Origin of the sequence: Legionella impletisoli, from assembly GCF_900639875.1 — a bacterium.
Taxonomy (GTDB): Bacteria; Pseudomonadota; Gammaproteobacteria; order Legionellales; family Legionellaceae; genus Legionella_A; species Legionella_A impletisoli.
Genome location: NZ_CAAAIA010000007.1, coordinates 174,853 through 201,049 on the forward strand (window position 1 = coordinate 174,853; position 26,197 = coordinate 201,049).

A 26,197-nucleotide genomic window follows, 5' to 3' on the forward strand; every position below is an offset into this window, starting at 1 on the left:
TCAGACCTTTTATATACTTATCTTTATATCATTGTAATCGTTCTTACCAAAAACCGTGTGATTTATTTGCCAAAGTCTCGTATTTTGTGGAAAAATCAGGGTATTAATGGTTAGTCTAAGCAGTATTGAATGGTAATTGATAGAGCCGGATACCGGTTAAATGTTGGAATCATTCTGGTGAATGATTCGGGTCGTGTTTTTTGGGGTCGTCGCCATGGTCATGATGCTTGGCAGTTTCCTCAAGGCGGCCTTGTCAGCGGTGAATCTGCAACCGAAGCCATGTATCGTGAACTTCGAGAAGAAATAGGTCTCGATCGTGAAGATATTGAAGTGCTTGGGTTTACAAAACGCTGGTTAAAGTATCGCTTACCGAAGCAATATATTCGCCATGGTAGTAAACCTTTAGTGATTGGTCAAAAACAAAAATGGTTTTTGTTAAAGCTTGTGGCCAGTGAACAAAAATTGCGACTGGATCTAAGTGATTCTCCTGAATTTGATAGCTGGCGATGGATTGATTATTACGAGCCGCAAGATCATGTGATTTTTTTTAAAAAACAAGTCTATGCTCAGGCCCTGAAAGAACTTGAGCCATTTCTAAAAAAGCGTAAAACTCCTTACGGGAAGCGCAAAAAGCGAGGTAATCATAGTCATTAGATGTTGAAAGTACTAAACCGCATAGTCCAGAGTGTTACTACGGCTCCTTCTTTAAGTGATGCGTTACACATTTTGGTAGAAGAGCTTCGAAAAGCCGTCGTTGCTGAAGCGGTATCGGTCTTTCTCATTGATAATAAAAGCAGTGAATATGTATTGATTGCCACTGACGGACTTCAGCAAAAAGCCGAGTCACGCGTTCGTGTACCTCTAGATAAAGGTCTAATTGGTCTTGTTGGGCGTCGCGAAGAGCCTATTAACATCGATCAGGCATTTCTGCATGCAGATTTTTATCATAACGCGTTACTGGGTGAAGAAGAGTTAAATTCCTTTTTGGGTGTTCCGATTATTCAGCATCGTAAATTATACGGTGTGTTAGTAGCTCAAAGAGCAGAAGCGCGGTTTTTTGATGATGCTGAAGAAGCGTTTATGATTACGCTCGCCGCACAATTGGGAGGAACTCTATCCCATGCTGAAGCAACGGGCGAGCTTAGCCAGCTTACCTACCCTCAACCAGTCGGATTAGCAAGACCCGAAGTTCATCAATTATCTTTATCAGGAATTGGGTGTGTTCCCGGTGTAGGTATTGGTACGGTGGTTACGGTGTATCCTCCTGCTGATATTGATGCGGTTCCAAAACGGATTGTTGATGATGTGGAAACAGAAGTCGCCATTTTTTATGATGCGCTAGAAGCTGCCCGTGGCGATATGGAGCGTCTTAGTCGGCGTATGAAGTCTAGAGTGTCTGAAAGCGAGCATGCTCTTTTTGATGTTTATCTTAGGATGTTGGATAAGGAAAATATAGGGAAAGAAGTTGAAGAGGTCATCCGAGAAGAACGCTTAAGTGCGCAGGCCTCTTTGTCTTCGGTCGTCAAGAAACATGAAATGCACTTTGAGAGCATGAAAGACGAATATCTTCGTGAGCGAGCGAGTGATTTCCGTGATTTAGGGCGCCGGATCCTAGCCGAATTACAATCTTCCCAAGTTGAAGAAATTGAATACCCTAAGCGCACGATTTTGGTAGGAGATGAAATTACCGCTTCCGCCTTAGCGGAAGTGCCAGAAGGCCAGTTAATGGGCATTGTTTCTGCCAAAGGCTCCAATAATTCCCATGTAGCTATTTTAGCACGTGGTATGGGAGTGCCTACGGTGATGGGCGTTCGGGGATTAAACATTGAGCAGTTGTCCCGCCGTGCTGTGGTGGTGGATGGCTATTATGGCCAAGTATATATCTCGCCTTCTAAACGTTTAGTTGCAGAATATAAAGTCTTAGCAGAAGAAGAAGACGAGCTCAATCAAAGCTTGGTTAATCTTCGTGAAAAGCCTGCTGAAACCACCGATAATTATCGTATCTCTTTGCAAGTGAATACCGGACTTGCAATGGATGCTGGGTTTTCTATGAGTGTTGGTGCAGAAGGGGTTGGACTTTATCGCTCTGAAGTTCCTTTTATGAGTCGAGACCGCTTTCCTTCTGAAGACGAACAATATGTAATTTATCGCCAAATTCTTAAAGCCTTTGCGCCTCGCAAAGTAACCATGCGAACGCTAGATATCGGTGGGGATAAAAAGTTGACCTATTTCCCCGTAGAAGAAGATAACCCTTATTTAGGTTGGCGTGGGATTCGAATCACGCTGGATCATCCCGATGTGTTTTTATTGCAAGTTAGAGCCATGATGCGCGCGAATGAAGGATTAAATAATCTTCGCATTATGTTGCCGATGGTTACAACGCTTGGTGAATTAGATGAAGCCATTTTTTTGGTGGATCAGGCTTTTATGGAATTACTTGAAGAGGGATGCGTGATTGAAAAACCCCAGATTGGCGTTATGATTGAAGTTCCTGCTGCGGTGTATCAAGCGCGCGAGTTTGCCAAGCGGGTGGATTTTTTATCTGTTGGAAGCAATGACTTAACGCAGTATCTTTTGGCAGTAGACCGAAATAATGCTAGAGTGGCAGGGCTTTACAATTCATTTCACCCAGCCATGATACGAACCTTAATGAAGGTTGTGGAAGGTGGGCATGCTGCAGGCGTTGAAGTCAGCATTTGTGGTGAGATGGCCAGTGATCCGTTAGCGGTAATCTTACTCATGGCAATGGGTTTTGATACGTTAAGTATGAACTCGTTCAGTTTGCCGCGAATCAAATGGGTGATTCGCAGTTTTTCCATCGCAAACGCCCGAAAAATATTAGCCGATGTTTTAGAGTTTGAGCATGCAGAAGAGATCCGATTGTATTTGCAAAAAGCGATTGAAGAAGCGGGTCTTGGGGGATTAATAAGGGCGGGAAAATCATGATTTTAACGAGTTTAGTGGAGCATGGTACAGCTTACGCCTTGACTGGAGCATTTACCGGATTTATGTCTGGAATTTTAGGGATTGGCGGCGGCATGATTGTTGTGCCGGCGCTGCTTTATATATTTCATCATGCGCATGTGATTCCCCCAGGCGTGGAAATGCATGTGGCGGCAGGTAGCTCATTAGCTATTATGATTTTTACCGCCATGTCTTCCATTCGAGCTCATCATCGTCAAGGTGAAATTCTTTGGGGGATTTATCATCGACTTTGGCCAGGCATTATTTTTGGAACGATTGTCGGGGCACTCTTGGCTGATCAATTATCGACGAATGTGTTAAAAATTATTTTCGGGGTTTTTTTATTGGTTATCGGGCTTAAGATGTTAGCGGACGTACATGTAGAGCGCCCACAACAAATGCCTAGTAATAAAATCACAGGCGTGGTGAGCTCTTTGATAGGGTTGTTATCGGGGTTATTAGGGGTTGGGGGTGGTACCTTGGTTATTCCCTATTTGAATTTTTGTGGGATTAATACTCGTAAGATCCCCGCTATTTCCGCATTATGTACCCTAGCGGTTTCTATGATTGGTACCATTGTATTTATTATAACTGGCAGCAATGAGTCAGGTTTACCTCCTTTCTGCACGGGGTATGTTTATTGGCCGGCCGTCATTTGGGTGGCAATTCCAAGTATTTTATTCGCGCCTATTGGCGCACATCTGACTTATGCGTTACCGGTGCAGCAATTAAAATATGGCTTGGTTGCGATTTTACTGTTAGCTGGGGTGGATCTGCTCATTTAAGGATTTTGTCGCATGCGAATACTCGTGTTTCCACACATTGATCCCGTTGCTTTTTCTCTAGGTCCCGTGCGTGTGCATTGGTATGGCTTGATGTATTTGGTGGGATTTATCGCTGCTTGGCTTTTAGCTCATTGGCGAGTAAAGCGTTACCATTTAAATTGGACCTCTGAGCAAATTGGCGATTTAATTTTTTATAGTGCGTTGGGCGTTATTATTGGTGGGCGTCTTGGTTATATGGTGTTTTACAATTTGCCAGAGCTCATTCATCAGCCGTTGTCCCTTTTCAAAGTATGGCAGGGGGGCATGTCGTTTCATGGGGGGCTTTTAGGCGTTATCCTCGTGTTGTGGTTGCTGACCTATAAATTTAATAAACGTTTTTTAGAGATTACTGATTTTGTGGTGCCTTTAGTACCCATCGGTTTGGCTGCGGGTCGCTTAGGAAATTTTATCAACGGCGAATTATGGGGGAGACCCACTGATATGCCGTGGGGAATTGTGTTTCCTCATGTTGATCAACAACCTCGTCATCCGTCGCAACTATATGAATTTGGACTAGAAGGCGTTGCGTTATTTATATTGGTCTGGTGGTATGCTTCAAAACCACGTCCTTTAGGTTGTGTTTCCGCAGTGTTTTTTGTAGGGTATGCAATCGCAAGGCTTATCGTTGAATTTTTCCGAGCGCCTGATCCTCAGTTAGGTTATTTAGCATTTAACTGGTTAACTATGGGGCAATTACTTTCTATCCCTATGTTAGTTATAGGGCTTGTATTTTTGTGGATGAAGCGAAATGAAAACGTACCTAAACCTTCTTGAACATATATTAACTCATGGCAGCGAAAAAACGGATCGTACAGGTGTGGGCACTCTTTCAGTTTTTGGATATCAAATGCGGTTTAATCTTGCCAATGGTTTTCCCTTGGTTACGACCAAAAAACTACATACCCGAAGTATTATTCATGAGTTGCTCTGGTTTTTAAAAGGTGATACCAATATTGCCTATCTAAACGAACATGGTGTTCGGATTTGGGATGAATGGGCTAACGAGCAAGGCGAACTTGGGCCTATTTATGGCAAACAATGGCGCAGTTGGCCTACAGCAGATGGTCGTCATGTTGATCAGCTCAGTGACGTGGTGAATCAAATTAAAACCAATCCTCACTCTCGTCGACTAGTGGTGAGCGCTTGGAATGTCGGTGAGCTGGATAAAATGGCGCTATCGCCTTGTCATGCGTTGTTTCAGTTTTATGTGGCAGATAATCGTTTATCTTGCCAGCTTTATCAGCGTTCCGCGGATGTGTTTTTAGGGGTTCCTTTTAACATCGCCTCCTACGCACTTCTCACGCATATGATTGCTCAACAATGTGATCTTTCTGTGGGGGATTTTGTTTGGACCGGGGGTGATTGTCATTTGTATCTTAATCACCTTGAGCAAGCCAAAACACAGCTGCAAAGAACGCCTCTGCCTCTACCAGAATTAAAAATAAATCGTTGTCCAAGTTCATTATATGAATATCGGTACGAGGATTTTGAATTTGAAAATTACGAGTCGCACCCGGCTATCAAAGCGCCGATCGCAGTCTAACGTTTATGTCTTTGTGTTTTCTAACCCCACATAAGCGACCGGTCTCCTTTGATCATACGCTTGACCGAGGTATCCAGTAGTACAGAGCGAATGATTAGAATCGTGGTGGGTCCTGTGGCCAAGCCACAGGACGTAGGCAATTAGTTCTATGTAGACAACCAATCCTTTGCGTAGGAAACTGATCTCCCATGCGTACCAACCAATCTCTTATGTAAGCAATCACCCCCCTACATACGCAATCAACACTCTACGTACACAACCGCCGGCCTACGTATGCAACCAACCCCCTACGTACCTCGGCTTGACGAGTTATCCAGTGGTAAGCGTAAATGATTGGAATCGTGGTGGGTCCTGTGGTCAAGCAACAGGACGTAGGCAATTAATTCTACGTAGGCAACCAATTCTTTGCGTAGGCAACTCATCTCCCCATGCGTATGCAACCAACCACTTAAGTAAGCAATCAACCCCTTACATACGCAATCAACATTCTACGTACACAACCGCCTGCCTACGTATGCAACCAACCCCCTACGTACCTCGGCTTGACCGAGGTATCCAGTGGTAAGCGTAATGATTAGTGCCGCAGTGGGGTCTAGTGGTCAAACATAGGACGTAGGCAATCTCTGTCGGTTAAACTGCAGCACGATTAGAGATATAAAAGCGTGACATCATGACCGTATTTGTGATTTAATACAAGCCTCTTTGTTTGTATTTTGTGTATTTATGAAAAAAATATTTCTTCTTGTGCTTTCATTTGTCTGTATATTCATCCTATCCAGCGCACATGCCAGCAAACTCAGCGACTTTTTTAATAAAATGGAAGCGCGTGATAAAGCTCGTAAGGAAAATGAGATCAAGCAAGATATGAATTTTAGTGATTTTGCATACAAATACGAGCGTCGTTTTACCAATGCCAAAGGTGAATCGTGTCGCGAATATACTTTCCGTTCAAAAAGTAATCCTTACCTGCATGGTACTCATACGATCTGTAATGAGGGTTAAGCACCTCGAGTGTATTATTCGTGGTGCTCAAGTTGTCGCTGTGTCTTTTGGGTGAATTCAAGGCAGCCAGGCTGACGTTTTTTGAAGTGTTCTCGGCATGTTGAAATATACATGTTGTTGCCGCCGATAAGCACTTGTTCGCCTTCAGATAGTACATTTCCTTCAGCATCTAAGCGAAGAATCATGGTTGCTTTCCGGCCGCAATGGCAAATGGTCTTAATTTCAACCAGCTCGTCTGCCCAGGCGAGCAAATATTGACTGCCTTCAAATAACTCACCTCTGAAATCCGTGCGAAGTCCATAAGCGAGAACGGGAATTTTCAATTCATCCGTGATGTCAGTTAATTGCTGCACTTGATTGCGCGTTAAAAATTGGGCTTCATCAATTAATATGCACGCGTAGTCTTTTTTTTCTTTTTGAACAATTGTATATAAATCGTCGTGGCTATGAAACATAATCGCAGGTTCTGATAAGCCGATGCGAGAACTGACGGTGCCTAATTTGAATCGGTTATCAATTGCGGGAGTGAATAATAAAGTATTCATGCCTCGCTCGCGGTAGTTGTAACTGGATTGCAATAAAACCGTGCTTTTGCCGGCATTCATAGCCGCGAAATAAAAATAAAGTTTTGCCATGTGCGTTATCCATAATGATGAGTACGCTCCGTAGTAAAACGTTTGTACGAAGTTAAATCAATTGCCAGAAACTATACACACCCCAATCACGAATGTGAATTCTATTTCTCAATTTTGCGTTCAAAAAGGGAGCGAATTTCCTCAGGCAGTGGGTGGGATTTATTGCTTTGGTAATCCACCCAAACGATTCGGCTAATGCCTTCAGCCATTAAAGTAGCCCCTTGATAAAGCTCATGATGCATTTCCATGCTTGAGCGTCCCATGTGCTGTAAGTTGCTTTTGATGGTTAAGGTAGCTGGGTAAACCACGGGCTTTAAGAAGGTGCAAGCCACGTGAACCACAACAGGGCCTTTATCTTGTTTTAAATCAAAATTAAGACTTTGCAACCATTCGATACGCGCTTCCTGAAAATAATCGAAATATTTGCCGTTATTAACATGCCCTAAGGCATCCATATCGCCCCAGGCTATGGTAAAGGTTTTTTCATGCACATAATTAACTTGATGATTCATGACAAATCCATAGGATCAACGTCTATGTTCCAGCGAACCCGGTTATTCTTATTGTTGATTGTTAACCAGGATCGCAACTCGGTCAATGTAGTTTGCAGTGCTTTTCGAGAAGGTGATTTAATTAATAATTGCATGCGATGATAATCTGATTTTCTAGCTAATGGCGCAGGCGCTGGCCCCAATGTGAGTAATCTTGAATCTTGAAGTTTAAATTTTGCTTTGTGTAAAAACTCTAAGACGCTAGGTAGAGTTTTGCTTTGTGCACGAATGAGCGCTAGAAATTGATAGGGTGGGAGACTAGCGAGACGTCGCTGTTCCAATAACGTTTCAGCAAACGCATCATAGCCTTCTTGGATTAAGCAATTTAGCAAAGGATGATGAGGCAAATGGGTTTGAATCAGCACTTTGCCTGGCTTATCTTCTCGCCCTGCTCGTCCTGCTACTTGAGTGATTAACTGCCCAAGTCGCTCTAATGCACGAAAGTCTTGATTATAAAATCCTTGATCCGCATCTAAAATAACCACAAGCGTTAAATTGGGAAAGTGATGTCCTTTAGCAAGCATTTGCGTACCCACAATCAGCTGCGCATCGCCTTGGTTTATCTGCGCTAAGCAATCGTGCAAAGCATGCTTTCGCCGCACTTCATCGCGGTCTACTCGCAGAAGGGTCGTATTTGGAAAACGCTGAGATAAGTAATCAAAAATCCGCTGAGTGCCTACACCGACAGGGATGAGCTCTGAACTTTTGCAGGCTTTACAGCATTTGGGGATAGGTTGTGCCAGCCCGCAATGATGGCAAATCAATTGTTGAGTGGTTTGATGCAAGGTCAAATGACTATCACAGGCCCGACAGTCCGCCATAAAACCGCATTGGTGGCAAAGAAGAACGGGGGCATAGCCGCGACGGTTAATAAACACCAATACTTGATTACCTTGGTTAAGGTGCGATTGAATCTGTTCTAAGGTGGCCTCGGATAACCCATGATGAAGCAGTTTGCTGCGAATATCCATGATCTGAAATTCTAAGGGAGTAGTGGCGGCTGCCCGATTAGGCAGTAAAAGTCGCTTGTACTTTTGATTGAGGCAGTTATGCAAACTTTCAAGACTAGGGGTTGCTGAGCCCAAAACAATTGGGATTTGATTATCTCGTGCGCGAATTAAAGCGGTATCTCGAGCAGAATAGCGAACGCCATCCATTTGCTTTAAGGACGAATCATGTTCTTCATCGATAATGATTAAGCCGAGTTTAGGTATCGGGGTAAATACAGCGGTTCGCGTGCCGATAACTAACTTTGCAAGCCCTTGATGCGCAAGCTGCCATGCGTGTTGTCGCTCCGTATCATTTAAATTCGAATGAATGACGACCATCGGCTCATTAAGTCTTGCATAAAAACGAGCTAATAATTGCGGCGTCAAACCTATTTCAGGCACCAAAACCAAAACTTGTTGATTACAGGAAAGCGCGCGTTCAATAACACGAAGATACACCTCCGTTTTACCACTCCCCGTGACGCCTTGCAGTAAAAAACACTGGAAACGATTAAAGCTCGCTAAAATAGCGTCAACAGCCGTTTTCTGAGCGTTATTTAATTCTAAGATGGACGTTGAAGTTAAGTTAGGAACATAAGGGAATGCCACTCGCTCTTCTTTAACCAAAATACCCCGCTCCAAGAGTGCATGAATTTGCGTGGTAATAAATCCATTATTCAACAGGGTTTGTTTATCAACAGCGTTGGGTGAGGTGGCCAAAAAATCAATTAAGGCGTGTTGTTTAGGCGCATTAGCGCGCAATGTTTGGTGAGCCGTTGATTGCGACATGGCTAGAGAATAGAACGCTTTTGTTGATAAAGATTCGGCTTTTCCTTCGCGATAGCGTTTGGGCAACATCAACGGTAACACTTCGGATAAAGGGGATTGATAATAGTCCGCCACCCAGCGACATAATGATAATAAATCAGAGGGAATTAAAGCTTCTTTGTCCAGCACGGCATCTATGGCTTTGGTTTTAATGATGCTCGATTCTTTAAGATGGTGTCCAACCACCACGCCTAGTCGTTGCTTATTTCGGAAAGGAACCAGTACCCGAGCGCCTAGGGCCGGACATTCTTCCAGGCAATGGTAATCAAAAAAATCTCGGTTAGTATGGGGAATACAAACCTGAGCGACTTGCCCCATCTATAAATCTCTTTTGTTTGTAGAATAAGAGGTACGGTAACGTTTTTTTATGAATACGGCAATTATTGTCATAGTTGGATCGCCAGATCAGGGCAAGTAAATTATTTTTTTGGCTATAATTACAATAGACCAATTAAGGCATGGGGCAGCCAATGAATCATTATGAAGTATTAGGTGTTCGTCAGGGCGCATCACCAGAAGATATTCGTAAAGCTTATAAAAAGCTGGCACTACAATATCATCCAGATAGATTAGCTGGTAAACCTCAAAAAGAAATAGATGAAGCAACGGAAAGGTTTAAGCACGTTCAATCGGCATATGAAGTATTATCTGATGATGAGAAACGTCGGCTTTATGATCAAGAATTAGCCAATCCAAGAGTCGACTTATCAAGATATAATTTAAAAGAGCGCCACGGACTTTGGGAAGCAGCTAAAGCCTATAAGCAGGAGTATACAAGCGTTGCTGCAAGGCAGCGTGTTGAACCACATATATTGGAGACAATTAATTTCATTGAACAGAGTAGCAACCCACATAACCATAACAGGCCTGAGGAAGTTTTAAGCAAACTAAATAAAATGGGACCTTATCGTGGAAGATTAGGTGTCTTGATTCAACATTTACATCGGCAGCTTGAGGAGAGAATAGCTCAACAAAAAGCCGCAGGGGGGCGTGTCGAGCCGGAAATCCCTCCTGTGCTGCGTACTCTCTTGGATGAATATCAAGCCGCAGATAATAAAGCAAAGTTTTTTCTTAACAAAATAAAACGAGGAGTTGGTGAAGTAGACGCGTTGAGGATGCTTTTAGATGAAACATTGCAAGTACCTGCAGCACAACGTGAGCTTCGGGCTGAAGCGCAAAGGACTTATTTGCAGGCAATGATGGGATGGAATCAAGATCAGTTGAGGCAAGCACTTCATGAATCTAGGTTCGAAGCAGGCAGTGGAGTAGATAGCGCCCACAAGAATAATGGTCCATAAATTTGAATGCTAGGTGCGTTGGCTAGTTAATTTGGCTGGTTGAGTCCTTTACTCCCTTAAATCCGGATTTGTCTCGGCCATCCTCACTGCCTACCTGACCCGGCTTGTCCGGGTCATCTCTAATAAACCCACAGTAATCGGCTCTAATTTTTTGAATTATGTAATCTTGATGCGGTGGATTATAAGAAAATCCATTAGATGACCCGGACAAGCCGGGTCAAGTAGGGATAAGGCCGGTCAAGTGGTGGCCGGCCAAGTCCCAGGTACTAGCTGGTGCCAAGTAGGAGGTAGTAATCGAACCAGAGAATAGTATGCTCCTTTTGATAAAATCTATTTTGTTGAATAAAGGGTACGATAACGTTTGTTACGAATACTGCAATTTTTGTCAAGGTCAGATCTACTACTAAATCCGGATTTGTCTCGGCCATCCTCACTGCCTACTTGACCCGGCTTGTCCGGGTCATCTCTAATAAACCCACAGTAAGTGTCTCTAATTTTTTGAATTATGTAATCTTGATGCGGTGGATTATAAGAAAATCCATTAGATGACCCGGACAAACCGGGTCAAGTAGGGATAATGACCGGCCAAGTGGTGGCCGGCCAAGTCCCAGGTACTGGCTGGAGCCAAGTAGGAGGTAGTAGTCTTGTTAAGTAGACTAATAGTCGAAGCATTATAAGGTCATGTTCATGTTATATCAGTGGATAGGATCTATCAAAAATTGGTAAAAAAGTGTATAATTGCGCGATTTTGTTCATGATGATTACCAACGATGAATCTTGAGAAATGCTATGATGTAATTGTGGTTGGTGGCGGGCATGCTGGCACTGAGGCAGCGCTGGCGGCCGCTCGTATGGGCGTTGAAACCTTATTGCTGACCCACAACATGGATATGCTTGGCCAAATGTCTTGTAATCCGGCCATTGGCGGGATTGGGAAAGGTCATTTGGTGAAGGAAATTGATGCATTAGATGGTGTGATGGCGAAAGCCGCGGATTTTGCAGGCATCCAGTTTCGTATCTTAAACGCGTCTAAAGGCCCTGCTGTTCGAGCCACTCGCGCACAAGCGGATCGCGTGCTTTATCGCCAAGCCATCCGACAAGCCTTACAATCTCAACCGCATTTAACCATTTTTCAACAAGCCGTTGATGATTTGGTGATTGAAAACGACATTGTTACAGGCGTTCGCACTCAAATGGGGTTTTACTTGCGTGCACGGGCGGTGGTGTTGACCGTAGGGACTTTCCTTGGTGGAAAAATACACGTAGGCGCTAGCCAATCCGCAGGCGGGCGTGCAGGTGATCCGCCCGCTATTGCTTTAGCTGAACGCTTGCGTGAACTCAAACTACCTGTTGGGCGGTTAAAAACAGGAACACCTCCTAGAATTGATGGTCGCACGATAGATTACAGTCAAATGACCGTCCAGCCTGGTGATACGCCAGTGCCTGTCTTTTCTTATCTTGGTCATGTTAAAGACCATCCCCAGCAGGTGCCATGCCACATTACCCATACTACCGCCGCCACCCATGATATTATTCGCGAAAACCTCCATCATTCGCCGATGTATGCGGGCGTCATTGAGGGCGTAGGACCTCGCTATTGCCCTTCTATTGAAGATAAAGTGGTGCGTTTTGCCGATAAGTTATCGCATCAGATTTTTGTGGAGCCTGAAGGGTTAACCACGGATGAAATTTATCCTAACGGCATCTCGACTAGTTTGCCTTTTGAAGTTCAGGTTCAATTTGTCCGCACCATTAAAGGGTTCGAACAGGCACACATTACTCGCCCTGGCTATGCCATTGAATACGATTATTTTGACCCCCGTGGTTTAACGCCTTATCTACAGACGAAACCTTTGTCTAATCTCTTTTTCGCAGGCCAAATTAACGGCACAACCGGTTACGAAGAAGCAGCGGCTCAAGGCTTGGTGGCGGGCATGAATGCGGCATTACAGGTGAAAGACCAACCGCTCTGGAGCCCTCGTCGCGATGAAGCTTACATAGGAGTTTTAATCGATGATTTGGTTACTTGTGGCACGCAAGAACCCTACCGCATGTTTACAAGCCGTGCTGAATATCGCTTGCTACTACGCGAAGATAACGCCGATTTGCGATTAACCGAAAAAGGTCGTGAATTAGGTTTAGTGGGGGATGCGCGTTGGAAAGCATTTTCTGAAAAACAAGAAGCCATTGAAAAAGCCAACCAATTACTAAAAAACACATGGATTAGGGTAAATCATAACAACGCCTTAAAAGACGTATTAGAAGCGCCCTTGCTTCATGATTGTCGTGCCTCGGATTTATTAAAACGACCAGAAATTCAATATGATCATTTGCAGCAATTAGACGATACGGCTTTGCCCTTGCTTTCTTTGGAAGTTTCTGAACAAGTCGAAATTCAAACCAAATACGCAGGTTACATTGACCGACAACGAGAAGACATTGAAAGACTGCGAAAGCATGAGCATACAAAATTACCTGATGCCTTAGATTACAGCGAGGTCACAGGTCTTTCTTCGGAAGTGGTTCAAAAGCTTAATCAAATAAAGCCCCAATCTATTGCCCAAGCTAGTCGTATCTCAGGCGTTACCCCTGCGGCTTTGTCTTTATTATTGGTTCATTTAAAAAAGCAGCGGTTATTGGCATGAGTCTTCCTAGAAGCATTCAAGATGAATTGGCACATGGATTAAAGCAATTAGGACTTACACTTCCTATCGAACCATTCTTGGCTTATTTGCAGTTGTTGCACAAATGGAATCAAGCTTATAATCTAACTGCGGTAAGGGATATGTCGGAGATGGTTTCTCGCCATATTTTAGACAGTCTTGCCATCCTACCCTGGGTAAAAGGAAAACGTTTGATTGATGTGGGCACAGGCCCAGGATTACCTGGGATCCCCTTAGCCTTGGCAAGGCCTGATCTCGAGGTGGTATTATTGGATAGCAATGGCAAAAAAATTCGATTTTTACAGGAAGTAAAACGCATGCTTTCCTTAACTCAAATTGAAGTGGTGCATAGCCGAGTTGAGAACTACCACCCAACGCAAGGTTTTGATACAGTAACTAGTCGGGCATTTAGTGATTTAAGTCAAATGCTGACTTGGACAAGCCATCTTATTGCTCTGGATGGGATTTGGCTTGCCATGAAAGGACGAGTCCCTGAAATTGAATTGCAAACCCTCCTGCATCCCTATCAGGTCGAGCCTTATACCGTTCCGGGCCTGGAAGGTCAGCGTTGTTGTGTGATCATTAACCCGAAATAATAATTATTGTAAGTTTATACAAGGAATCATCATGGCGAAAGTCATAGCCATTGCCAATCAAAAAGGTGGCGTTGGGAAGACCACCACAGCTATTAATTTAGCTGCATCTCTGGCGGCACTTCATCAAAACGTGCTGCTTATGGACTTAGACCCTCAGGGTAATGCTACTATGGGATCAGGGGTCAATAAAAACGATCTAGTTCATACCAGCAATGACGTTTTGCTACGCGATTGCTTAGCTGAACAAGCGGCAATTACGACCCATGCTGGGTTTGACCTAATTCCTGCTAATAAAGATTTAACGGTTGCGGAAGTTAGCTTAATGGAACAGAACCATCGTGAGACCTTTTTATTTAAAGCCTTACAACCCCTCCAAAGTCAATATGATTTTATCTTGTTGGATTGCCCTCCCGCCTTAAATACACTAACCATCAACGGATTAGTGGCAGCGGATTCGGTATTAGTTCCTATGCAATGCGAGTATTATGCATTAGAAGGATTGGCGGCGTTGCTCTCAACCATTGAGCAAATAAAATCTTCGGTTAATCCACGGCTTCAAATTGAGGGGATATTGCGCACGATGTATGATGCTAGAAACCGTTTATCATCCGAAGTTTCTAAGCAATTGCTAGAACATTTTGGCAATAAGGTATATCGGACTGTAGTTCCTCGAAACGTTCGACTTGCCGAAGCACCGAGCCATGGTTTAGTGGCCATGCATTATGATAAATCTTCTGCTGGCGCCGCAGCGTATATGGTTTTAGCATCGGAAGTGATGGGTAAGCAGGAAGTAATGAGCACCAGTCATTAGGCGTTCTTTCATACTAAGTAATTAAATTGAGGTATCTACAATGGCAAAACGCGGTCTTGGGCGAAATTTATCAGTGCTTTTGGGTCAAAGTAGCCAGGCTGTTGCAGAAGAACTGAATGAACAAACACTCACAAAGATGCCTTTAACCCAATTGCAACCTGGAAAGTATCAACCGCGCAGAGGTATCGAAGAATCTGGCTTGATGGAGCTTGCTGAGTCGATAAAAAAACAAGGCTTATTACAACCCATTGTAGTTCGAGAAGTAGGTTCAGATCACTATGAAATCATTGCAGGTGAGCGTCGCTGGCGAGCATGTAAATTAGCAGGTTTAACTGAAGTTTCCACCATAATCCGCCAAGTAGACGATGAAACCGCTACGGCCATGGCGTTGGTGGAAAATCTCCAGCGCGAGGATTTAAATGCAATGGATCAAGCCCGTGCGATGCAGCGTTTAATTGATGAGTTTGATTTGACGCATCAGCAAGTGGCTGAACTCTTGTCCAAATCCCGCGCAGCCGTAAGCAATTTTCTAAGATTAATGCAACTGTGTGATGAGGTTAAAACGTTACTTGAACATGGTGATTTAGATATGGGGCATGCGCGTTGTTTGCTCATGTTAACTGCGGAGCAACAACGCCAGGTGGCACTGCTCGTGGTGGCGAAAAGTTTGTCCGTTCGAGAAACCGAAGCCTTAGTCGCTCGTGTAAAATCCGGTGGGTTAGTAAACGATAAAGCTAATCCTAGAAAAAGTGTTTCTCCGCAGTTTGAAGCGAAGTTGCATGATTTGGCCAGGCAATGGAAAACCAAAATTCAATTAAAGCCTGGTAAAGCAGGAAAGGGCTCTTTGGTGATTCATTATGAAGATGAGGACAGACTTTCTGAGCTCTTAAACACTTTACAAGAGCGTGTTAAACGCGTTTAGTAGGATTAGGATAATAACGGATGTCACAACAAATTGGATTTGCCGCTGAAGAAGAAGCAAAAGAGCATCTTATTTCTCAAGGATTAAAGCTCATCGAAACGAATTATCGCAGCAAATTGGGCGAAATCGATTTAATCATGCGGGATAAGGATTATCTGGTGTTTATAGAAGTCCGTGCACGGGCATCGAAAGCTTACGGAGGGGCGCTAGCCAGCGTGAATTATCAAAAGCAGCAAAAATTGATTAAAACCGCCTTATTTTATTTAATGCAGAAAAAAATACACCATAATCTCCCAATTCGTTTTGATGTGGTATCGCTTGAGGGAAAACCCTATCAAATCAATTGGATAAAAAATGCCTTTGGCGTAGGTCTGTAACGTTTCAGAACACCCTGAAAAATAATGAGGTAAGCATGATACAGCTGGAAGAGCGCGTTAAGCATTTATTTGGTGCGAGCATCGAAGCGAAAATTGCCGTTGCCGATACCATGGCCACCGTAATTGCCAAAGCCGGAATGCGTCTTGCCAATTGTTTATTAAATGATGGTAAATTAATACTTTGTGGCAATGGAGGATCGGCTGCCAATTGTCTGCATTTTTCTGCAGCCATGTTAAACCGCTTTGAAGTGGAGCGACCGGCTTTACCTGTGATTACACTCACCTCTGATCAAGGTGCATTGACTTCTGTTGGCAATGATGGTCATTTTGATCAAGTATTTGCAAGGCAAATTCAGGCATTAGGTCATGAGGGTGATGTGTTGGTGGCTATGACGACCTCAGGCAATGCAGATAACATTTTACAAGCAGTGAATGCCGCAAATGATCGTGGCATGGATACGATTGCTTTAAGTGGCCGCGATGGAGGCGTTTTAGCGAATCATTTAGGTCCTGAAGACATCGAGCTTCGCGTAGCAGGGGATAACGCTGCTCGAATTCGAGAGACGCATTTATTTATTTTACATTGTTTTTGCGATTTAATTGATCAGTGCTTGTTTGGACAAATGGTGGGTTAATGCTATGAAAAAAATATCGATTTTATTTTTATCTGCACTTCTATCCGGATGCATCGCAGTCGTTGCGGCTGGGGCTGCTGGAGGGTTAATTGTTTACGATAAACGCAGCGTGGTCATGATTGAAAAAGATGCAAGAATTTTTCACGTGGTGCATAAGACCATTGTGACCAATCCTAAATTTAATGATTCTCACATTGACGTAACCAGCTTTAACCAAGTTGTTCTATTAACGGGCCAAACGCCCGCTGCTTCCTTGAAGGTGTTGGCAGAAAAAATAGCAAGACAAACGCCAAACGTCGAGCGTGTATACAATGAAATCACCATTGGCTACCCCACTTCGCTTTCACAACGAAGCCAAGACACTTGGATCACAAGCCAGGTTCGCACACAAATGCTAACTAAAAAAGGACTTGAGTCAGGCTCTATCCGGGTTGTTACTGAAAACTCGGTGGTGTACTTAATGGGAATCGTCACCCACAAACAAGCCAATTTGGCCGTAGACGTTGCAAGGCAAGTCAATGGGGTTACCAAGGTAGTCAAAGTATTTCGTTATATTACTTAACATGAAACGCAAAACCGCGGTGATTATAGGCGTTCTTCTGTTTAGCTCGGCATTGACTGGCTGTGTCGGTAATATTTTAACGGGTGCCACGTTATTTTACGATCGACACACCTTGTACAAACAGGCGGGTGATTTTCAATTGGGCGCAAACGTGGGTCGCACGCTTTATAAAGATACGACCTTCAAATGCGATCATTGCGCGATTGATTACGCAGTGTTTAATGGTGACATTTTATTAGCTGGTCATGTGCCGAATCGCGCCTTAAAGCAGGAAGCCGAACGTCGTGTAAAGCAACTTAGTGGTTATCGTAGGTTATTTGTCCAAATAAGCCTTGAACAAGCGCCAAGAGATACGCTAGAAGATAGTTGGATCACCGCTAAAATTCGCAGCGGCATCCTTGCGGATTCAGACATTAATCCTAAAAAATTTAAGGTGATTACGTCGGACCAAATTGTTTATCTTATGGGAGATGTGCTTCCTGAGCAAGCAAGAAAAGTAATTTTAATTGCTAGAGAAACCTCAGGTGTACGGCGCGTTGTCAAATTATTTAAGTACTTTCATCTAAGCGACCAGCCAGATCAGAATTAAGTCACATAGAACCTGAGACAATTACCTAAAAAATAAAAGGCCTGAGCATTCTCAGGCCATTTGCTGCTGTTCCCAATCAGGAAAGTGGCAAACCTGATGTGGATACTTATACTTTATCAATTGATGAAACTATTATCCAGTTGTTTATCGGAATTTCTAAAAAAATTATGAGAGAAAAAGCAACAGGTTGGAGGAAATGTTTAGTTGATTGGTCTGATTGCGGGCATCCGTCTCGCAGGTGCGCAAATACTAAACACTCACGATTATCCATTTTTAACGTTGCCAGTTAAAAATGTTTAGATAATTAACGTAAGCTCGACAGAAAAGGTATTTGTGACGTTTGTACGAAATCCATTCAAAGTAAGCTCGCATTAATTAAAACACTGGGATCGATTATCGATTGATCCTGGTATGAGAATGCTGCAAAGCAATCCGTAAACAGATGGTTATATTTATCAAAGTTCTACCAATCACTTGTAAGATTCGTATCATGTTCTCTTTGGGTCATTCACGCAGTCGATGGTCGATGACTTAAATAGATTCCGACTGCGCGAGAATACCAAAAAATCGTTTAACTCACTGTTACCTAGTGGAAACTTCCATTATTTATGCGCTTTCGAACTTTTTTTAATTTATGCGCGCGCAAATGTCCGGTGGATTCACTTAGTTGCGATGTTTCTTCTTTAAAAGATTGTCCTGCTGGGTGGGATCGGTAGTGTTTGCGGTAAGGGTTGTGAGACTTATCGTGTTTATGATCCAATCCGTCTCCATATCGATTGGCCATCTTTTCCCGCATATGAGCCGCGGTGCGCTGTTGCTTTTCTGACATAATGCACATTCCTTCGATTAACTTAGTTAGAATAATGCGAGTAGATGAATGAGTTTTGGGGTTTGATGTTTCTCATCATCTACCTCCCCGATGCTTGGCATCGATATTTAAATTATAGAATACTTAAAGAGTCGTGAACAAATATTGGACAGTAAAGTCTCTGTAAAGAGGAGAATACGTTTAAATTTTTTACGGTTGATTACGGTCGTTGGCGTTGATTATCCATTTTGTTTACTTTATAATCCGCGCCAAAAGATGGGTGTAATCGTGAAAAATAAGCAAGGTGTGCGAGGCGCACGTCGCCTTCTGGCGTGCCAGACTGGGCTAACCTTAATCCTAGCGATAGCGTCTGCTGTTTTTGGCGGATGGGTTGCTGCTCAATCTGCCGCTTTAGGCGGCTTAGTCAGCATCATTCCCAATGCTTATTTTGCTTGGAAAGTATTTCAATACCAAGGTGCAAGAGCCGCCAGGAAAATCGTGAACAGTCTTTATCAAGGCGAAGCGATAAAGATATTCCTGACGCTGGTTCTCTTCGCGTTGGTTTTTGTGCTTTTTTCCGTAAAGCCCTTATTGTTTTTTATGACGTATATAGTGGTGCAAATGGTCTTTTGGTTTGCTCCGCTGATTTTTGATAATAAACACAATAGGCCAGAAAGTGACTGAAATGGTATCAAACACCGAATACATTAAGCATCACCTTACCTACCTAACCTACAATTTGAAGACCAATACACTTGGCGCAAATGGCGGGTTTTGGACTATCAATCTGGATACGTTATTCTTTTCCGTCGTCTTAGGCGCGCTGGCTGTGTTGTTTATGTATGCAGGGGCCAGACGCGTTTCAACCGGCGTTCCTGGAAGGCTGCAAAATTTTGCAGAGATGATGCTGACCTTTGCCGATAATCAGGTGAAGGATTGTTTCCATGGCAAAAACAAAGTCATTGGTCCGCTGGCATTGACCATCTTTATCTGGGTGTTTTTAATGAACTTCATGGATATTGTTCCCGTGGATGTTCTGCCGGCAGTCGCTCAAGCGTTTGGCATTCATTATCTCAAAGTGGTTCCAACGAATGATTTGAATTTAACGTTTGCCTTATCCCTAAGCGTATTTCTTCTGATTATTTATTACAGCTTAAAAATCAAAGGCGTTAAGGGATTTGTTAAAGAGTTGACGCTTCAGCCGTTTAATAACCCTTTATTTATTCCGTTCAACCTGTTGCTAGAGTTGGTTGGTTTAATCGCTAAGCCCATTTCATTGGCACTTCGTTTGTTTGGTAACCTATACGCTGGCGAATTAATTTTTATCTTAATTGCTCTGCTGACACTGCATGCTTCAGCAGATCATATGGCTAGTACGGCGACGTTAGGAGTTGCGCAATTTTTATTATCTCTTGCATGGTCTATTTTCCATATTCTGGTTATAACCTTGCAGGCTTTTATCTTTATGGTCTTGACCATTGTTTATCTGAGTCTCGCTCATGAAGACCATTGATGATGGTTTTAGTTTTTAATTTTTTAATCAATATCCATTAAGGGGAAATTTATGCAAGCTGCAAGTTTAATAGCACAAGTTCAAGGCATGACAGTCATCGCGGTTGCGCTTTTGATTGGTCTAGGTGCTCTAGGTACAGCAATTGGTTTTGGTTTATTGGGTGGTAAATTCTTAGAGGGTTCGGCTCGACAACCTGAAATGGTTCCTATGCTCCAGGTTAAAATGTTTATCGTTGCAGGTCTTCTTGATGCGGTAACCATGATTGGTGTTGGTATTGCACTATTCTTCACATTCGCCAACCCATTCCTAGCCAACTTGGGTTCTTAAGAACGTACAATAGGTAAATAACTGTCCGAATGCTACAGGAGAAAAGACCTTGGATATCAATTTAACCCTGGTCATACAAATGCTGGTGTTTGCCACATTTGTTTGGTTTACCATGAAATTTGTCTGGCCTCCCCTCGCTAAAGCGCTGGAAGAGCGCCAAGATAAGATAGCAGATGGGTTGGCGGCTGCTGAACGTGGCCGCAGAGAGCTTGAGCTAGCGCAGCATCGTGTTAAAGACGAGATGAAGCAAGCCAAAGCCCAGGCGGCTGAAATTATCGAAAAAGCTAATCGTCGCGCTAATCAAATCGTTGAAGAGGCCAAAGAAGAAGCGCGCATAGAAGCGCAAAAACTGGCTGCCATGGCAGAAGACCAGATTGCGCAGGAAGTCAATCGTGCTCGTGATGATTTACGTAAGCAAGTGGCTTCATTAGCGGTTGCCGGTGCTGAAAAAATTCTGAAGCAGGAAATTAACGAAAATACAAACCGTGCACTGCTGGATAACTTGATCGAAGAGATTTGATATGGCTGATACAACAACAACTGCCAGACCTTATGCTAAAGCGGTATTTGAGTATGCCCTGGACGCTCGCGCATTAAGCGCCTGGTCTCAGATTTTGCAAATCTTGGCTGGCGCGGTGCTAGACCGAGTTGCTACGGATTTTATTACGAACCCAACTAGCACGATTGAGCAGCAAACCGAGTTGCTGGTGGCAACCACCGAAGGCACTCAATTTAAAGAACAGCAGCAGGCCATTCAAAACCTAGTGGCGTTGCTTGCTGAAAACAAGCGTCTTTTATTGTTGCCCGATATTTATGCTCAATACGAAGCGCTCCGTGCTGAGCAAGAAAAGACGTTAACGGTTAAGGTTCGCGCATTTGCTCCGTTGACTGAAGCGCAACAGCAACAATTAATCAAGTCTCTTAGTCAGCGTCTGCAACGGCAAATCACGTTAGATGTGACGATTGATGAGTCACTGCTGGGTGGTGCTGTAATCCATGCAGGTGATTTGGTCATTGATGGCTCGGTGAGAGGAAAATTGAATAAACTTCGCACCAGTTTGGCCGCATAATTATTGAGGATACATTCCATGTCAGAACAAATTGCATTAAATCCATCAGAAATCAGTGAGTTAATCCGAAATAAAATAGAGCAATTCAGCGTGGTTTCTGAAGCGCGTAACGAAGGCACGATCGTAAGCTTGAAAGACGGTATTGTTCGTCTGCATGGTTTGGCTGACGTTATGCAAGGAGAAATGATTGAGTTTCCAGGCGGCATTTATGGGTTGGCTCTTAACTTAGAGCGTGACTCAGTTGGTGCGGTAATTTTAGGCGATGCAAGCTCTTTGTCAGAAGGACAAAAAGGTAAGTGTACCGGCCGTATTCTTGAAGTGCCCGTTGGTCGTAATCTGCTCGGCCGCGTGGTAGATGCTTTAGGAAATCCTATCGATGGAAAAGGCCCTATCGAAGCCGATAAATTATCTCCCATTGAAAAAGTAGCTCCTGGAGTAATTTCGCGTAAATCTGTTGATCAACCCGTTCAAACTGGATTAAAAGCCGTGGATGCAATGATCCCTATCGGACGTGGGCAGCGGGAGCTCATTATTGGTGACCGCCAAACGGGTAAATCTGCCATTGCGATTGATGCCATCATCAACCAAAAAGGTACGGGCGTTAAATGCGTATACGTTGCTATTGGCCAGAAAGCGTCATCTATTGCTTCTATCGTTCGTAAACTGGAAGAGCATGGCGCAATGGAGCACACCATCGTAGTCGTGGCGGGTGCTTCTGATTCAGCTGCTTTGCAATTTATTGCACCATATTCAGGATGCTCGATGGGTGAGTATTTTATGGAGCGCGGCGAAGATGCTTTAATTGTGTATGATGATTTAACTAAACAAGCCTGGGCTTATCGTCAAATTTCATTGTTGCTACGTCGTCCACCAGGCCGTGAAGCGTATCCTGGAGATATCTTCTATCTGCATTCTCGCCTATTAGAGCGCGCTGCACGAATTAATGCCGAGGAAGTAGAGCGTTTAACCGGCGGTGAAGTAAAGGGTAAAACCGGTTCATTAACGGCATTGCCAATTATTGAGACCCAAGCCGGTGACGTCTCTGCATTCGTACCGACGAACGTTATCTCTATTACCGATGGTCAGATTTTCTTGGATGTGGATTTGTTTAACTCAGGTATTCGTCCAGCCATTAACTCGGGATTATCTGTATCTCGTGTAGGTGGTGCTGCCCAAACCAAAATTATGAAAAAGCTTGGGGGCGGTACGCGACTTGCGCTTGCGCAGTTTCGTGAATTAGAAGCGTTCTCACAATTTGCTTCAGACTTAGATGAAGCTACTCGTAAACAGTTAGAGCGCGGACAGCGAATTACAGAGCTGATGAAGCAAAAACAATACTCACCGCTTTCCGTTGCAGAAATGGCCTTGTCGTTGTTTACGGTTGAGAAAGGCTATTTGGACGATGTTCCAGTCGCTGAAGTCAGCAGCTTTGAAGCCGCGCTTCGTGATTTTATGCACAGCTCTTATGAGTCGTTGTTAATTAAAATCAATGAAACCGGTGCGTATGATGATGAAATTGAGTCTCAATTACGCAAAGCCGTTGAAGATTTTAAACGAACCGGTAGTTGGTAAGACTTGATGAAGGCCATCCTTGTTGATGGCTTAACTATTTCATGCGTGATGACTCACGCATGCTGTGATAAAGGTGAAGCAAGTTATGGCTGGAGCTAAAGAGATCCGTTCAAAAATTGCGAGCATTAAAAATACGCAAAAAATAACGCGTGCAATGGAAATGGTGGCTGCGAGCAAGATGCGGAAAACGCAAGAAAGAATGCGTGCGTCTAAACCATATGCCAGCAAGATCTACGATGTAGTAAAGCATATTGCGCGTGCGAATTCGGAATATCGTCACCCCTTTATGGGCGCTCGTGAAATAAAGCGCATTGGTGTGATTGTGGTTACCTCTGACCGAGGTCTTTGCGGCGGCTTAAACTCCAATTTATTGCGTGAAACCATTGGTTCGATGCGCGAGTGGCAATCCGAAGGCAAAGAAATTGATTTATGTGTGATAGGCCGCAAGGGTCAAGCATTTTTCAAACGCGTTGGAGGCAATGTGTTGGCCTCTGTTGATCATATGGGCGATACGCCGGGGATTAAAGATCTCATTGGTGTGGTTAAGGTGATGTTGGATGCGTTTTACGAAGGCAGTATTGATGCATTATATGTCGCGCATAACCTGTTTATTAATACCATGACGCAAAAGCCCGTAATGAAGCAACTTTTACCTTTGCCTGTATCGGAAGAAGATACCAAAGTACTGGGACATTACTGGGATTACATTTACGAACCGGATGCTAAAGAGTTATTGGATGAACTATTGGAGCGTTATATTGAGTTGCAAGTGTATCAAGCCGTAGTCGAAAATATTGCATGTGAGCAAGCTGCGAAAATGATTGCGATGAAGAGTGCAACCGATAACGCTGGAGAACTGATTAAAGAATTTCAATTGGCTTACAACAAAGCCCGACAAGCCGCTATTACGCAAGAGCTGGCGGAGATTGTCGGTGGTGCAGCCGCTTTATAAGAGGGTAAATAATGAGCATAGGAAACGTTGTTCAAGTAATTGGGGCCGTGGTTGACGTGGAATTTCCACGTGATGACGTACCAAAAGTTAACGATGCACTGAAATTAACCGATGGCGACTTAGTCTTTGAAGTGCAACAACAGTTAGGCGATGGTGTTGTTCGTACCATTGCGATGGGTTCCACTGATGGCTTGAAACGCGGTGTAAAGGCTAAAAATACCGGTGAACCTATCCAAGTTCCTGTCGGTAAGAAAACCTTGGGACGCATTATGGACGTCTTGGGTCGCCCAGTAGATGATGCTGGCCCAATTGAAGCGGAAGAGCAATGGGCGATTCACCGAGCTGCCCCAAGCTATGAAGAACAAGCGGGTAGCCAAGAGTTGTTGGAAACGGGAATTAAAGTCATTGATTTGCTTTGTCCTTTTGCTAAGGGTGGTAAAGTCGGTTTATTCGGCGGTGCTGGTGTAGGTAAAACCGTAAACATGATGGAGCTTATCCGTAACATCGCAATTGAGCACAGTGGTTACTCAGTATTTGCTGGAGTGGGTGAGCGTACTCGTGAAGGAAACGACTTCTACCACGAAATGAAAGATTCCAATGTATTAGATAAAGTATCGTTGGTGTATGGCCAGATGAATGAGCCACCAGGCAACCGTTTACGCGTGGCATTGACGGGCTTAACCATGGCTGAAAAATTCCGTGATGAAGGCCGCGATGTTTTATTGTTCATCGATAATATTTACCGTTATACCCTGGCTGGGGTAGAAGTGTCTGCGTTGCTTGGTCGTATGCCATCTGCGGTAGGGTATCAGCCTACCTTAGCGGAAGAAATGGGTATGTTGCAAGAGCGGATTACTTCAACCAAAACAGGCTCGATTACTTCGATTCAAGCGGTTTATGTTCCTGCGGATGACTTGACCGATCCGTCACCTGCAACCACGTTTGCGCACTTGGATGCAACGGTTGTATTGTCACGTCAAATTGCTGAGTTAGGGATTTACCCTGCGGTTGACCCACTTGACTCTACCTCTCGCCAGCTTGATCCGTTGGTGGTTGGTCAAGAACATTATGATACTGCTCGACGCGTCCAGCAAACGTTACAGCGATACAAAGAGCTTAAAGATATCATCGCGATTCTCGGTATGGATGAATTATCTGAAGAAGATAAGCGTGTTGTATCGCGTGCTCGTAAAATTCAGCGCTTCTTGTCGCAGCCATTCTTCGTTGCGGAAGTATTCACAGGCTCGCCTGGTAAGTATGTGTCACTCAAAGACACCATTAAAGGCTTCCAAGGTATTTTAGCGGGTGAATACGATGACTTGCCTGAGCAAGCGTTTTATATGGTGGGTAACATTGAAGAAGCTGTTGCCAAAGCTAAAACCCTATGAGAGAGTCTGACATGGCAATAACAACGCACTTGGATATTGTCAGTGCGGAAGAGGAAATTTTCTCCGGCGTGGTTGAACTGATTGTTGCCACCGGAGAAATGGGTGAGCTGGGTATTGTCCCGGGCCACGCTCCTTTGCTGACCTTACTCAAACCCGGCGAAATTCGTCTAACGCTACCCGGTGGTAATGAAGAAGTCTATTACGTTTCTGGTGGCATGCTTGAAGTTCAGCCGCATTGTGTAACGGTGCTGGCTGATGCGGTCCAGCGGGCTGAAAGCTTAGATGAAGAAGCAGCCCTTGCCGCTAAAGCACGAGCTGAAGAAGCCATCGCCAGTAAGGATTCTGATATTGACTACTCGGTAGCCGCCGCTGAATTAGCGCGTGCCGTAGCCCAGATCCGGGCCATTCAAAAAGTCCGCAAAAAAATTAAATAAATCATAATACGCCGTTTAGAATCCTCCTCTATACCCTACCTGCTGTGCTTAAAGCACAGCATCCATGCCAGAAGCCAGCAAGTTAAATGGATGCTGCGGTCAAAGCCGCAGCAAGTAGGCGTTGAGTGAGAGGATGTACTAGCTTATACCCTACCTATGGCTTTAAGCACAGCATCCACGCTAGAAACCAGCAAGTTAAATGGATACTGCAGTCACAGCCGCAGCAAGTAGGCGTTGAGTGAGCGCAAGCACCAGCTTACCCTACCTGCTGTGCTTTAAGCACAGCATCCACGCTAGAAACCAGCAAGTTAAATGGATGCTGCGGTCAAAGCCGCAGCAAGTAG

The 26,197-nt window shown here is 44.0% G+C and carries 28 protein-coding genes; 24 read left to right on the forward strand and 4 right to left on the reverse strand.

From position 1 onward, the window contains the following. The first annotated feature begins 129 nt into the window (after window positions 1–129). The 6 genes from E1O41_RS08985 (at window position 130) to E1O41_RS09010 (ending at window position 6,333) form a co-directional block, all read left to right on the forward strand. Window positions 130–654: an RNA pyrophosphohydrolase gene (locus E1O41_RS08985; RefSeq protein ID WP_131776982.1), complete on the forward strand. Its 525-nt coding sequence runs from the start codon at window positions 130–132 to the stop codon at window positions 652–654. Beyond that, the gene (gene ptsP, locus E1O41_RS08990; protein WP_131776983.1) at window positions 655–2,946 is read left to right on the forward strand and encodes a phosphoenolpyruvate--protein phosphotransferase; all 2,292 of its coding nucleotides are present in this window, start codon (window positions 655–657) and stop codon (window positions 2,944–2,946) included. It begins immediately after the preceding gene. Continuing rightward, complete coding sequence (locus tag E1O41_RS08995; RefSeq protein WP_131776984.1) at window positions 2,943–3,749, forward strand: sulfite exporter TauE/SafE family protein; 807 nt, start codon at window positions 2,943–2,945, stop codon at window positions 3,747–3,749. The genes ptsP and E1O41_RS08995 overlap by 4 nt, the downstream gene beginning before the upstream one ends. An 18-nt stretch (window positions 3,750–3,767) precedes the next feature. Then, window positions 3,768–4,562, forward strand: coding sequence for a prolipoprotein diacylglyceryl transferase (lgt, locus tag E1O41_RS09000; RefSeq protein ID WP_131777018.1), 795 nt, complete (start codon window positions 3,768–3,770; stop codon window positions 4,560–4,562). Next, window positions 4,537–5,331, forward strand: coding sequence for a thymidylate synthase (gene thyA / locus E1O41_RS09005; RefSeq protein WP_131776985.1), 795 nt, complete (start codon window positions 4,537–4,539; stop codon window positions 5,329–5,331). The genes lgt and thyA overlap by 26 nt, the downstream gene beginning before the upstream one ends. Window positions 5,332–6,054: 723 nt before the next feature. Further along, window positions 6,055–6,333: a hypothetical protein gene (locus E1O41_RS09010; RefSeq protein WP_131776986.1), complete on the forward strand. Its 279-nt coding sequence runs from the start codon at window positions 6,055–6,057 to the stop codon at window positions 6,331–6,333. A gap of 14 nt (window positions 6,334–6,347) precedes the next feature. Here the strand turns inward: E1O41_RS09010 and E1O41_RS09015 are convergent, their stop codons facing one another. From E1O41_RS09015 to E1O41_RS09025, 3 genes are all read right to left on the reverse strand, one after another. After that, window positions 6,348–6,968 carry a thymidine kinase gene (locus E1O41_RS09015; protein WP_131776987.1) on the reverse strand — a complete coding sequence of 207 codons (621 nt, stop codon included), beginning with the start codon at window positions 6,966–6,968 and terminating at the stop codon, window positions 6,348–6,350. Window positions 6,969–7,069: 101 nt separating this feature from the next. Beyond that, complete coding sequence (locus E1O41_RS09020; protein WP_131776988.1) at window positions 7,070–7,480, reverse strand: acyl-CoA thioesterase; 411 nt, start codon at window positions 7,478–7,480, stop codon at window positions 7,070–7,072. Further along, window positions 7,477–9,654, reverse strand: coding sequence for a primosomal protein N' (locus tag E1O41_RS09025; RefSeq protein ID WP_131776989.1), 2,178 nt, complete (start codon window positions 9,652–9,654; stop codon window positions 7,477–7,479). Before E1O41_RS09025 ends, E1O41_RS09020 begins: the two co-directional genes overlap by 4 nt. Before the next feature lie 152 nt (window positions 9,655–9,806). Between E1O41_RS09025 and E1O41_RS12035 the strand changes: the two genes are divergently transcribed. From E1O41_RS12035 to E1O41_RS09070, 9 genes are all read left to right on the forward strand, one after another. Next, on the forward strand, window positions 9,807–10,634 hold the full coding sequence (locus E1O41_RS12035; RefSeq protein WP_131776990.1) for a J domain-containing protein: 828 nt from the start codon (window positions 9,807–9,809) through the stop codon (window positions 10,632–10,634). Window positions 10,635–11,404: 770 nt separating this feature from the next. After that, on the forward strand, window positions 11,405–13,279 hold the full coding sequence (mnmG, locus tag E1O41_RS09035; RefSeq protein WP_131776991.1) for a tRNA uridine-5-carboxymethylaminomethyl(34) synthesis enzyme MnmG: 1,875 nt from the start codon (window positions 11,405–11,407) through the stop codon (window positions 13,277–13,279). Next, on the forward strand, window positions 13,276–13,893 hold the full coding sequence (rsmG, locus tag E1O41_RS09040; protein WP_131776992.1) for a 16S rRNA (guanine(527)-N(7))-methyltransferase RsmG: 618 nt from the start codon (window positions 13,276–13,278) through the stop codon (window positions 13,891–13,893). Before mnmG ends, rsmG begins: the two co-directional genes overlap by 4 nt. Before the next feature lie 31 nt (window positions 13,894–13,924). Further along, window positions 13,925–14,704 carry a ParA family protein gene (locus E1O41_RS09045; RefSeq protein ID WP_131776993.1) on the forward strand — a complete coding sequence of 260 codons (780 nt, stop codon included), beginning with the start codon at window positions 13,925–13,927 and terminating at the stop codon, window positions 14,702–14,704. A gap of 40 nt (window positions 14,705–14,744) precedes the next feature. After that, window positions 14,745–15,626, forward strand: coding sequence for a ParB/RepB/Spo0J family partition protein (locus tag E1O41_RS09050; RefSeq protein ID WP_131776994.1), 882 nt, complete (start codon window positions 14,745–14,747; stop codon window positions 15,624–15,626). Between the two features lie 20 nt (window positions 15,627–15,646). Continuing rightward, window positions 15,647–16,003: a YraN family protein gene (locus E1O41_RS09055; protein WP_131776995.1), complete on the forward strand. Its 357-nt coding sequence runs from the start codon at window positions 15,647–15,649 to the stop codon at window positions 16,001–16,003. Between the two features lie 35 nt (window positions 16,004–16,038). Beyond that, entirely contained in the window at window positions 16,039–16,638 is a 600-nt protein-coding gene (locus E1O41_RS09060; protein ID WP_131776996.1) for a D-sedoheptulose-7-phosphate isomerase, read from the forward strand. Between the two features lie 4 nt (window positions 16,639–16,642). Further along, window positions 16,643–17,200, forward strand: coding sequence for a BON domain-containing protein (locus E1O41_RS09065; protein ID WP_131776997.1), 558 nt, complete (start codon window positions 16,643–16,645; stop codon window positions 17,198–17,200). 1 nt (window position 17,201) lies between these two features. Beyond that, window positions 17,202–17,789: a BON domain-containing protein gene (locus tag E1O41_RS09070; protein ID WP_131776998.1), complete on the forward strand. Its 588-nt coding sequence runs from the start codon at window positions 17,202–17,204 to the stop codon at window positions 17,787–17,789. A gap of 586 nt (window positions 17,790–18,375) precedes the next feature. Here E1O41_RS09070 and E1O41_RS09075 read toward each other — a convergent pair. After that, window positions 18,376–18,618, reverse strand: coding sequence for a hypothetical protein (locus E1O41_RS09075; protein ID WP_131776999.1), 243 nt, complete (start codon window positions 18,616–18,618; stop codon window positions 18,376–18,378). Between the two features lie 267 nt (window positions 18,619–18,885). Between E1O41_RS09075 and E1O41_RS09080 the strand changes: the two genes are divergently transcribed. The 9 genes from E1O41_RS09080 to E1O41_RS09120 all read left to right on the forward strand — a co-directional run bounded on the left by E1O41_RS09080 (window position 18,886) and on the right by E1O41_RS09120 (window position 25,853). Continuing rightward, window positions 18,886–19,281 carry a F0F1 ATP synthase subunit I gene (locus tag E1O41_RS09080; RefSeq protein WP_229669353.1) on the forward strand — a complete coding sequence of 132 codons (396 nt, stop codon included), beginning with the start codon at window positions 18,886–18,888 and terminating at the stop codon, window positions 19,279–19,281. Between the two features lies 1 nt (window position 19,282). Further along, on the forward strand, window positions 19,283–20,110 hold the full coding sequence (atpB, locus tag E1O41_RS09085) for a F0F1 ATP synthase subunit A (protein WP_131777019.1): 828 nt from the start codon (window positions 19,283–19,285) through the stop codon (window positions 20,108–20,110). A gap of 51 nt (window positions 20,111–20,161) precedes the next feature. Next, window positions 20,162–20,437, forward strand: coding sequence for a F0F1 ATP synthase subunit C (gene atpE / locus E1O41_RS09090; protein WP_131777001.1), 276 nt, complete (start codon window positions 20,162–20,164; stop codon window positions 20,435–20,437). A 49-nt stretch (window positions 20,438–20,486) separates the two neighbouring features. Continuing rightward, entirely contained in the window at window positions 20,487–20,957 is a 471-nt protein-coding gene (locus E1O41_RS09095) for a F0F1 ATP synthase subunit B (protein WP_131777002.1), read from the forward strand. A gap of 1 nt (window position 20,958) precedes the next feature. After that, a complete protein-coding gene (locus tag E1O41_RS09100) occupies window positions 20,959–21,507 on the forward strand; it encodes a F0F1 ATP synthase subunit delta (RefSeq protein WP_131777003.1) in 549 nt (182 codons plus the stop codon). Between the two features lie 18 nt (window positions 21,508–21,525). Then, on the forward strand, window positions 21,526–23,079 hold the full coding sequence (atpA, locus tag E1O41_RS09105; RefSeq protein WP_131777004.1) for a F0F1 ATP synthase subunit alpha: 1,554 nt from the start codon (window positions 21,526–21,528) through the stop codon (window positions 23,077–23,079). Between the two features lie 85 nt (window positions 23,080–23,164). Further along, window positions 23,165–24,031, forward strand: a complete 867-nt coding sequence (gene atpG / locus E1O41_RS09110) for a F0F1 ATP synthase subunit gamma (protein WP_131777005.1) — start codon at window positions 23,165–23,167, stop codon at window positions 24,029–24,031. Between the two features lie 11 nt (window positions 24,032–24,042). After that, window positions 24,043–25,419, forward strand: a complete 1,377-nt coding sequence (gene atpD, locus E1O41_RS09115; protein ID WP_131777006.1) for a F0F1 ATP synthase subunit beta — start codon at window positions 24,043–24,045, stop codon at window positions 25,417–25,419. 11 nt (window positions 25,420–25,430) lie between these two features. Beyond that, a complete protein-coding gene (locus E1O41_RS09120; RefSeq protein WP_131777020.1) occupies window positions 25,431–25,853 on the forward strand; it encodes a F0F1 ATP synthase subunit epsilon in 423 nt (140 codons plus the stop codon). The last annotated feature ends 344 nt before the right edge of the window (window positions 25,854–26,197 follow it).

Bases quoted from the DNA above. Each gene is read 5' to 3' on its own strand.
- E1O41_RS09120 (WP_131777020.1), top strand. From the start codon at position 25,431: ATGGCAATAACAACGCACTTGGATATTGTCAGTGCGGAAGAGGAAATT.
- thyA (WP_131776985.1), top strand. From the start codon at position 4,537: ATGAAAACGTACCTAAACCTTCTTGAACATATATTAACTCATGGCAGC.
- E1O41_RS09055 (WP_131776995.1), top strand. From the start codon at position 15,647: ATGTCACAACAAATTGGATTTGCCGCTGAAGAAGAAGCAAAAGAGCAT.
- atpB (WP_131777019.1), top strand. From the start codon at position 19,283: ATGGTATCAAACACCGAATACATTAAGCATCACCTTACCTACCTAACC.
- E1O41_RS09045 (WP_131776993.1), top strand. From the start codon at position 13,925: ATGGCGAAAGTCATAGCCATTGCCAATCAAAAAGGTGGCGTTGGGAAG.
- E1O41_RS09065 (WP_131776997.1), top strand. From the start codon at position 16,643: ATGAAAAAAATATCGATTTTATTTTTATCTGCACTTCTATCCGGATGC.
- atpG (WP_131777005.1), top strand. From the start codon at position 23,165: ATGGCTGGAGCTAAAGAGATCCGTTCAAAAATTGCGAGCATTAAAAAT.
- atpA (WP_131777004.1), top strand. From the start codon at position 21,526: ATGTCAGAACAAATTGCATTAAATCCATCAGAAATCAGTGAGTTAATC.
- E1O41_RS09025 (WP_131776989.1), bottom strand. From the start codon at position 9,654: ATGGGGCAAGTCGCTCAGGTTTGTATTCCCCATACTAACCGAGATTTT.
- E1O41_RS09050 (WP_131776994.1), top strand. From the start codon at position 14,745: ATGGCAAAACGCGGTCTTGGGCGAAATTTATCAGTGCTTTTGGGTCAA.
- E1O41_RS09075 (WP_131776999.1), bottom strand. From the start codon at position 18,618: ATGTCAGAAAAGCAACAGCGCACCGCGGCTCATATGCGGGAAAAGATG.
- E1O41_RS09070 (WP_131776998.1), top strand. From the start codon at position 17,202: ATGAAACGCAAAACCGCGGTGATTATAGGCGTTCTTCTGTTTAGCTCG.
- atpE (WP_131777001.1), top strand. From the start codon at position 20,162: ATGCAAGCTGCAAGTTTAATAGCACAAGTTCAAGGCATGACAGTCATC.
- E1O41_RS08985 (WP_131776982.1), top strand. From the start codon at position 130: ATGGTAATTGATAGAGCCGGATACCGGTTAAATGTTGGAATCATTCTG.
- E1O41_RS09060 (WP_131776996.1), top strand. From the start codon at position 16,039: ATGATACAGCTGGAAGAGCGCGTTAAGCATTTATTTGGTGCGAGCATC.
- atpD (WP_131777006.1), top strand. From the start codon at position 24,043: ATGAGCATAGGAAACGTTGTTCAAGTAATTGGGGCCGTGGTTGACGTG.
- E1O41_RS09100 (WP_131777003.1), top strand. From the start codon at position 20,959: ATGGCTGATACAACAACAACTGCCAGACCTTATGCTAAAGCGGTATTT.
- rsmG (WP_131776992.1), top strand. From the start codon at position 13,276: ATGAGTCTTCCTAGAAGCATTCAAGATGAATTGGCACATGGATTAAAG.
- E1O41_RS12035 (WP_131776990.1), top strand. From the start codon at position 9,807: ATGAATCATTATGAAGTATTAGGTGTTCGTCAGGGCGCATCACCAGAA.
- E1O41_RS09015 (WP_131776987.1), bottom strand. From the start codon at position 6,968: ATGGCAAAACTTTATTTTTATTTCGCGGCTATGAATGCCGGCAAAAGC.
- E1O41_RS08995 (WP_131776984.1), top strand. From the start codon at position 2,943: ATGATTTTAACGAGTTTAGTGGAGCATGGTACAGCTTACGCCTTGACT.
- E1O41_RS09020 (WP_131776988.1), bottom strand. From the start codon at position 7,480: ATGAATCATCAAGTTAATTATGTGCATGAAAAAACCTTTACCATAGCC.
- E1O41_RS09010 (WP_131776986.1), top strand. From the start codon at position 6,055: ATGAAAAAAATATTTCTTCTTGTGCTTTCATTTGTCTGTATATTCATC.
- ptsP (WP_131776983.1), top strand. From the start codon at position 655: ATGTTGAAAGTACTAAACCGCATAGTCCAGAGTGTTACTACGGCTCCT.
- mnmG (WP_131776991.1), top strand. From the start codon at position 11,405: ATGAATCTTGAGAAATGCTATGATGTAATTGTGGTTGGTGGCGGGCAT.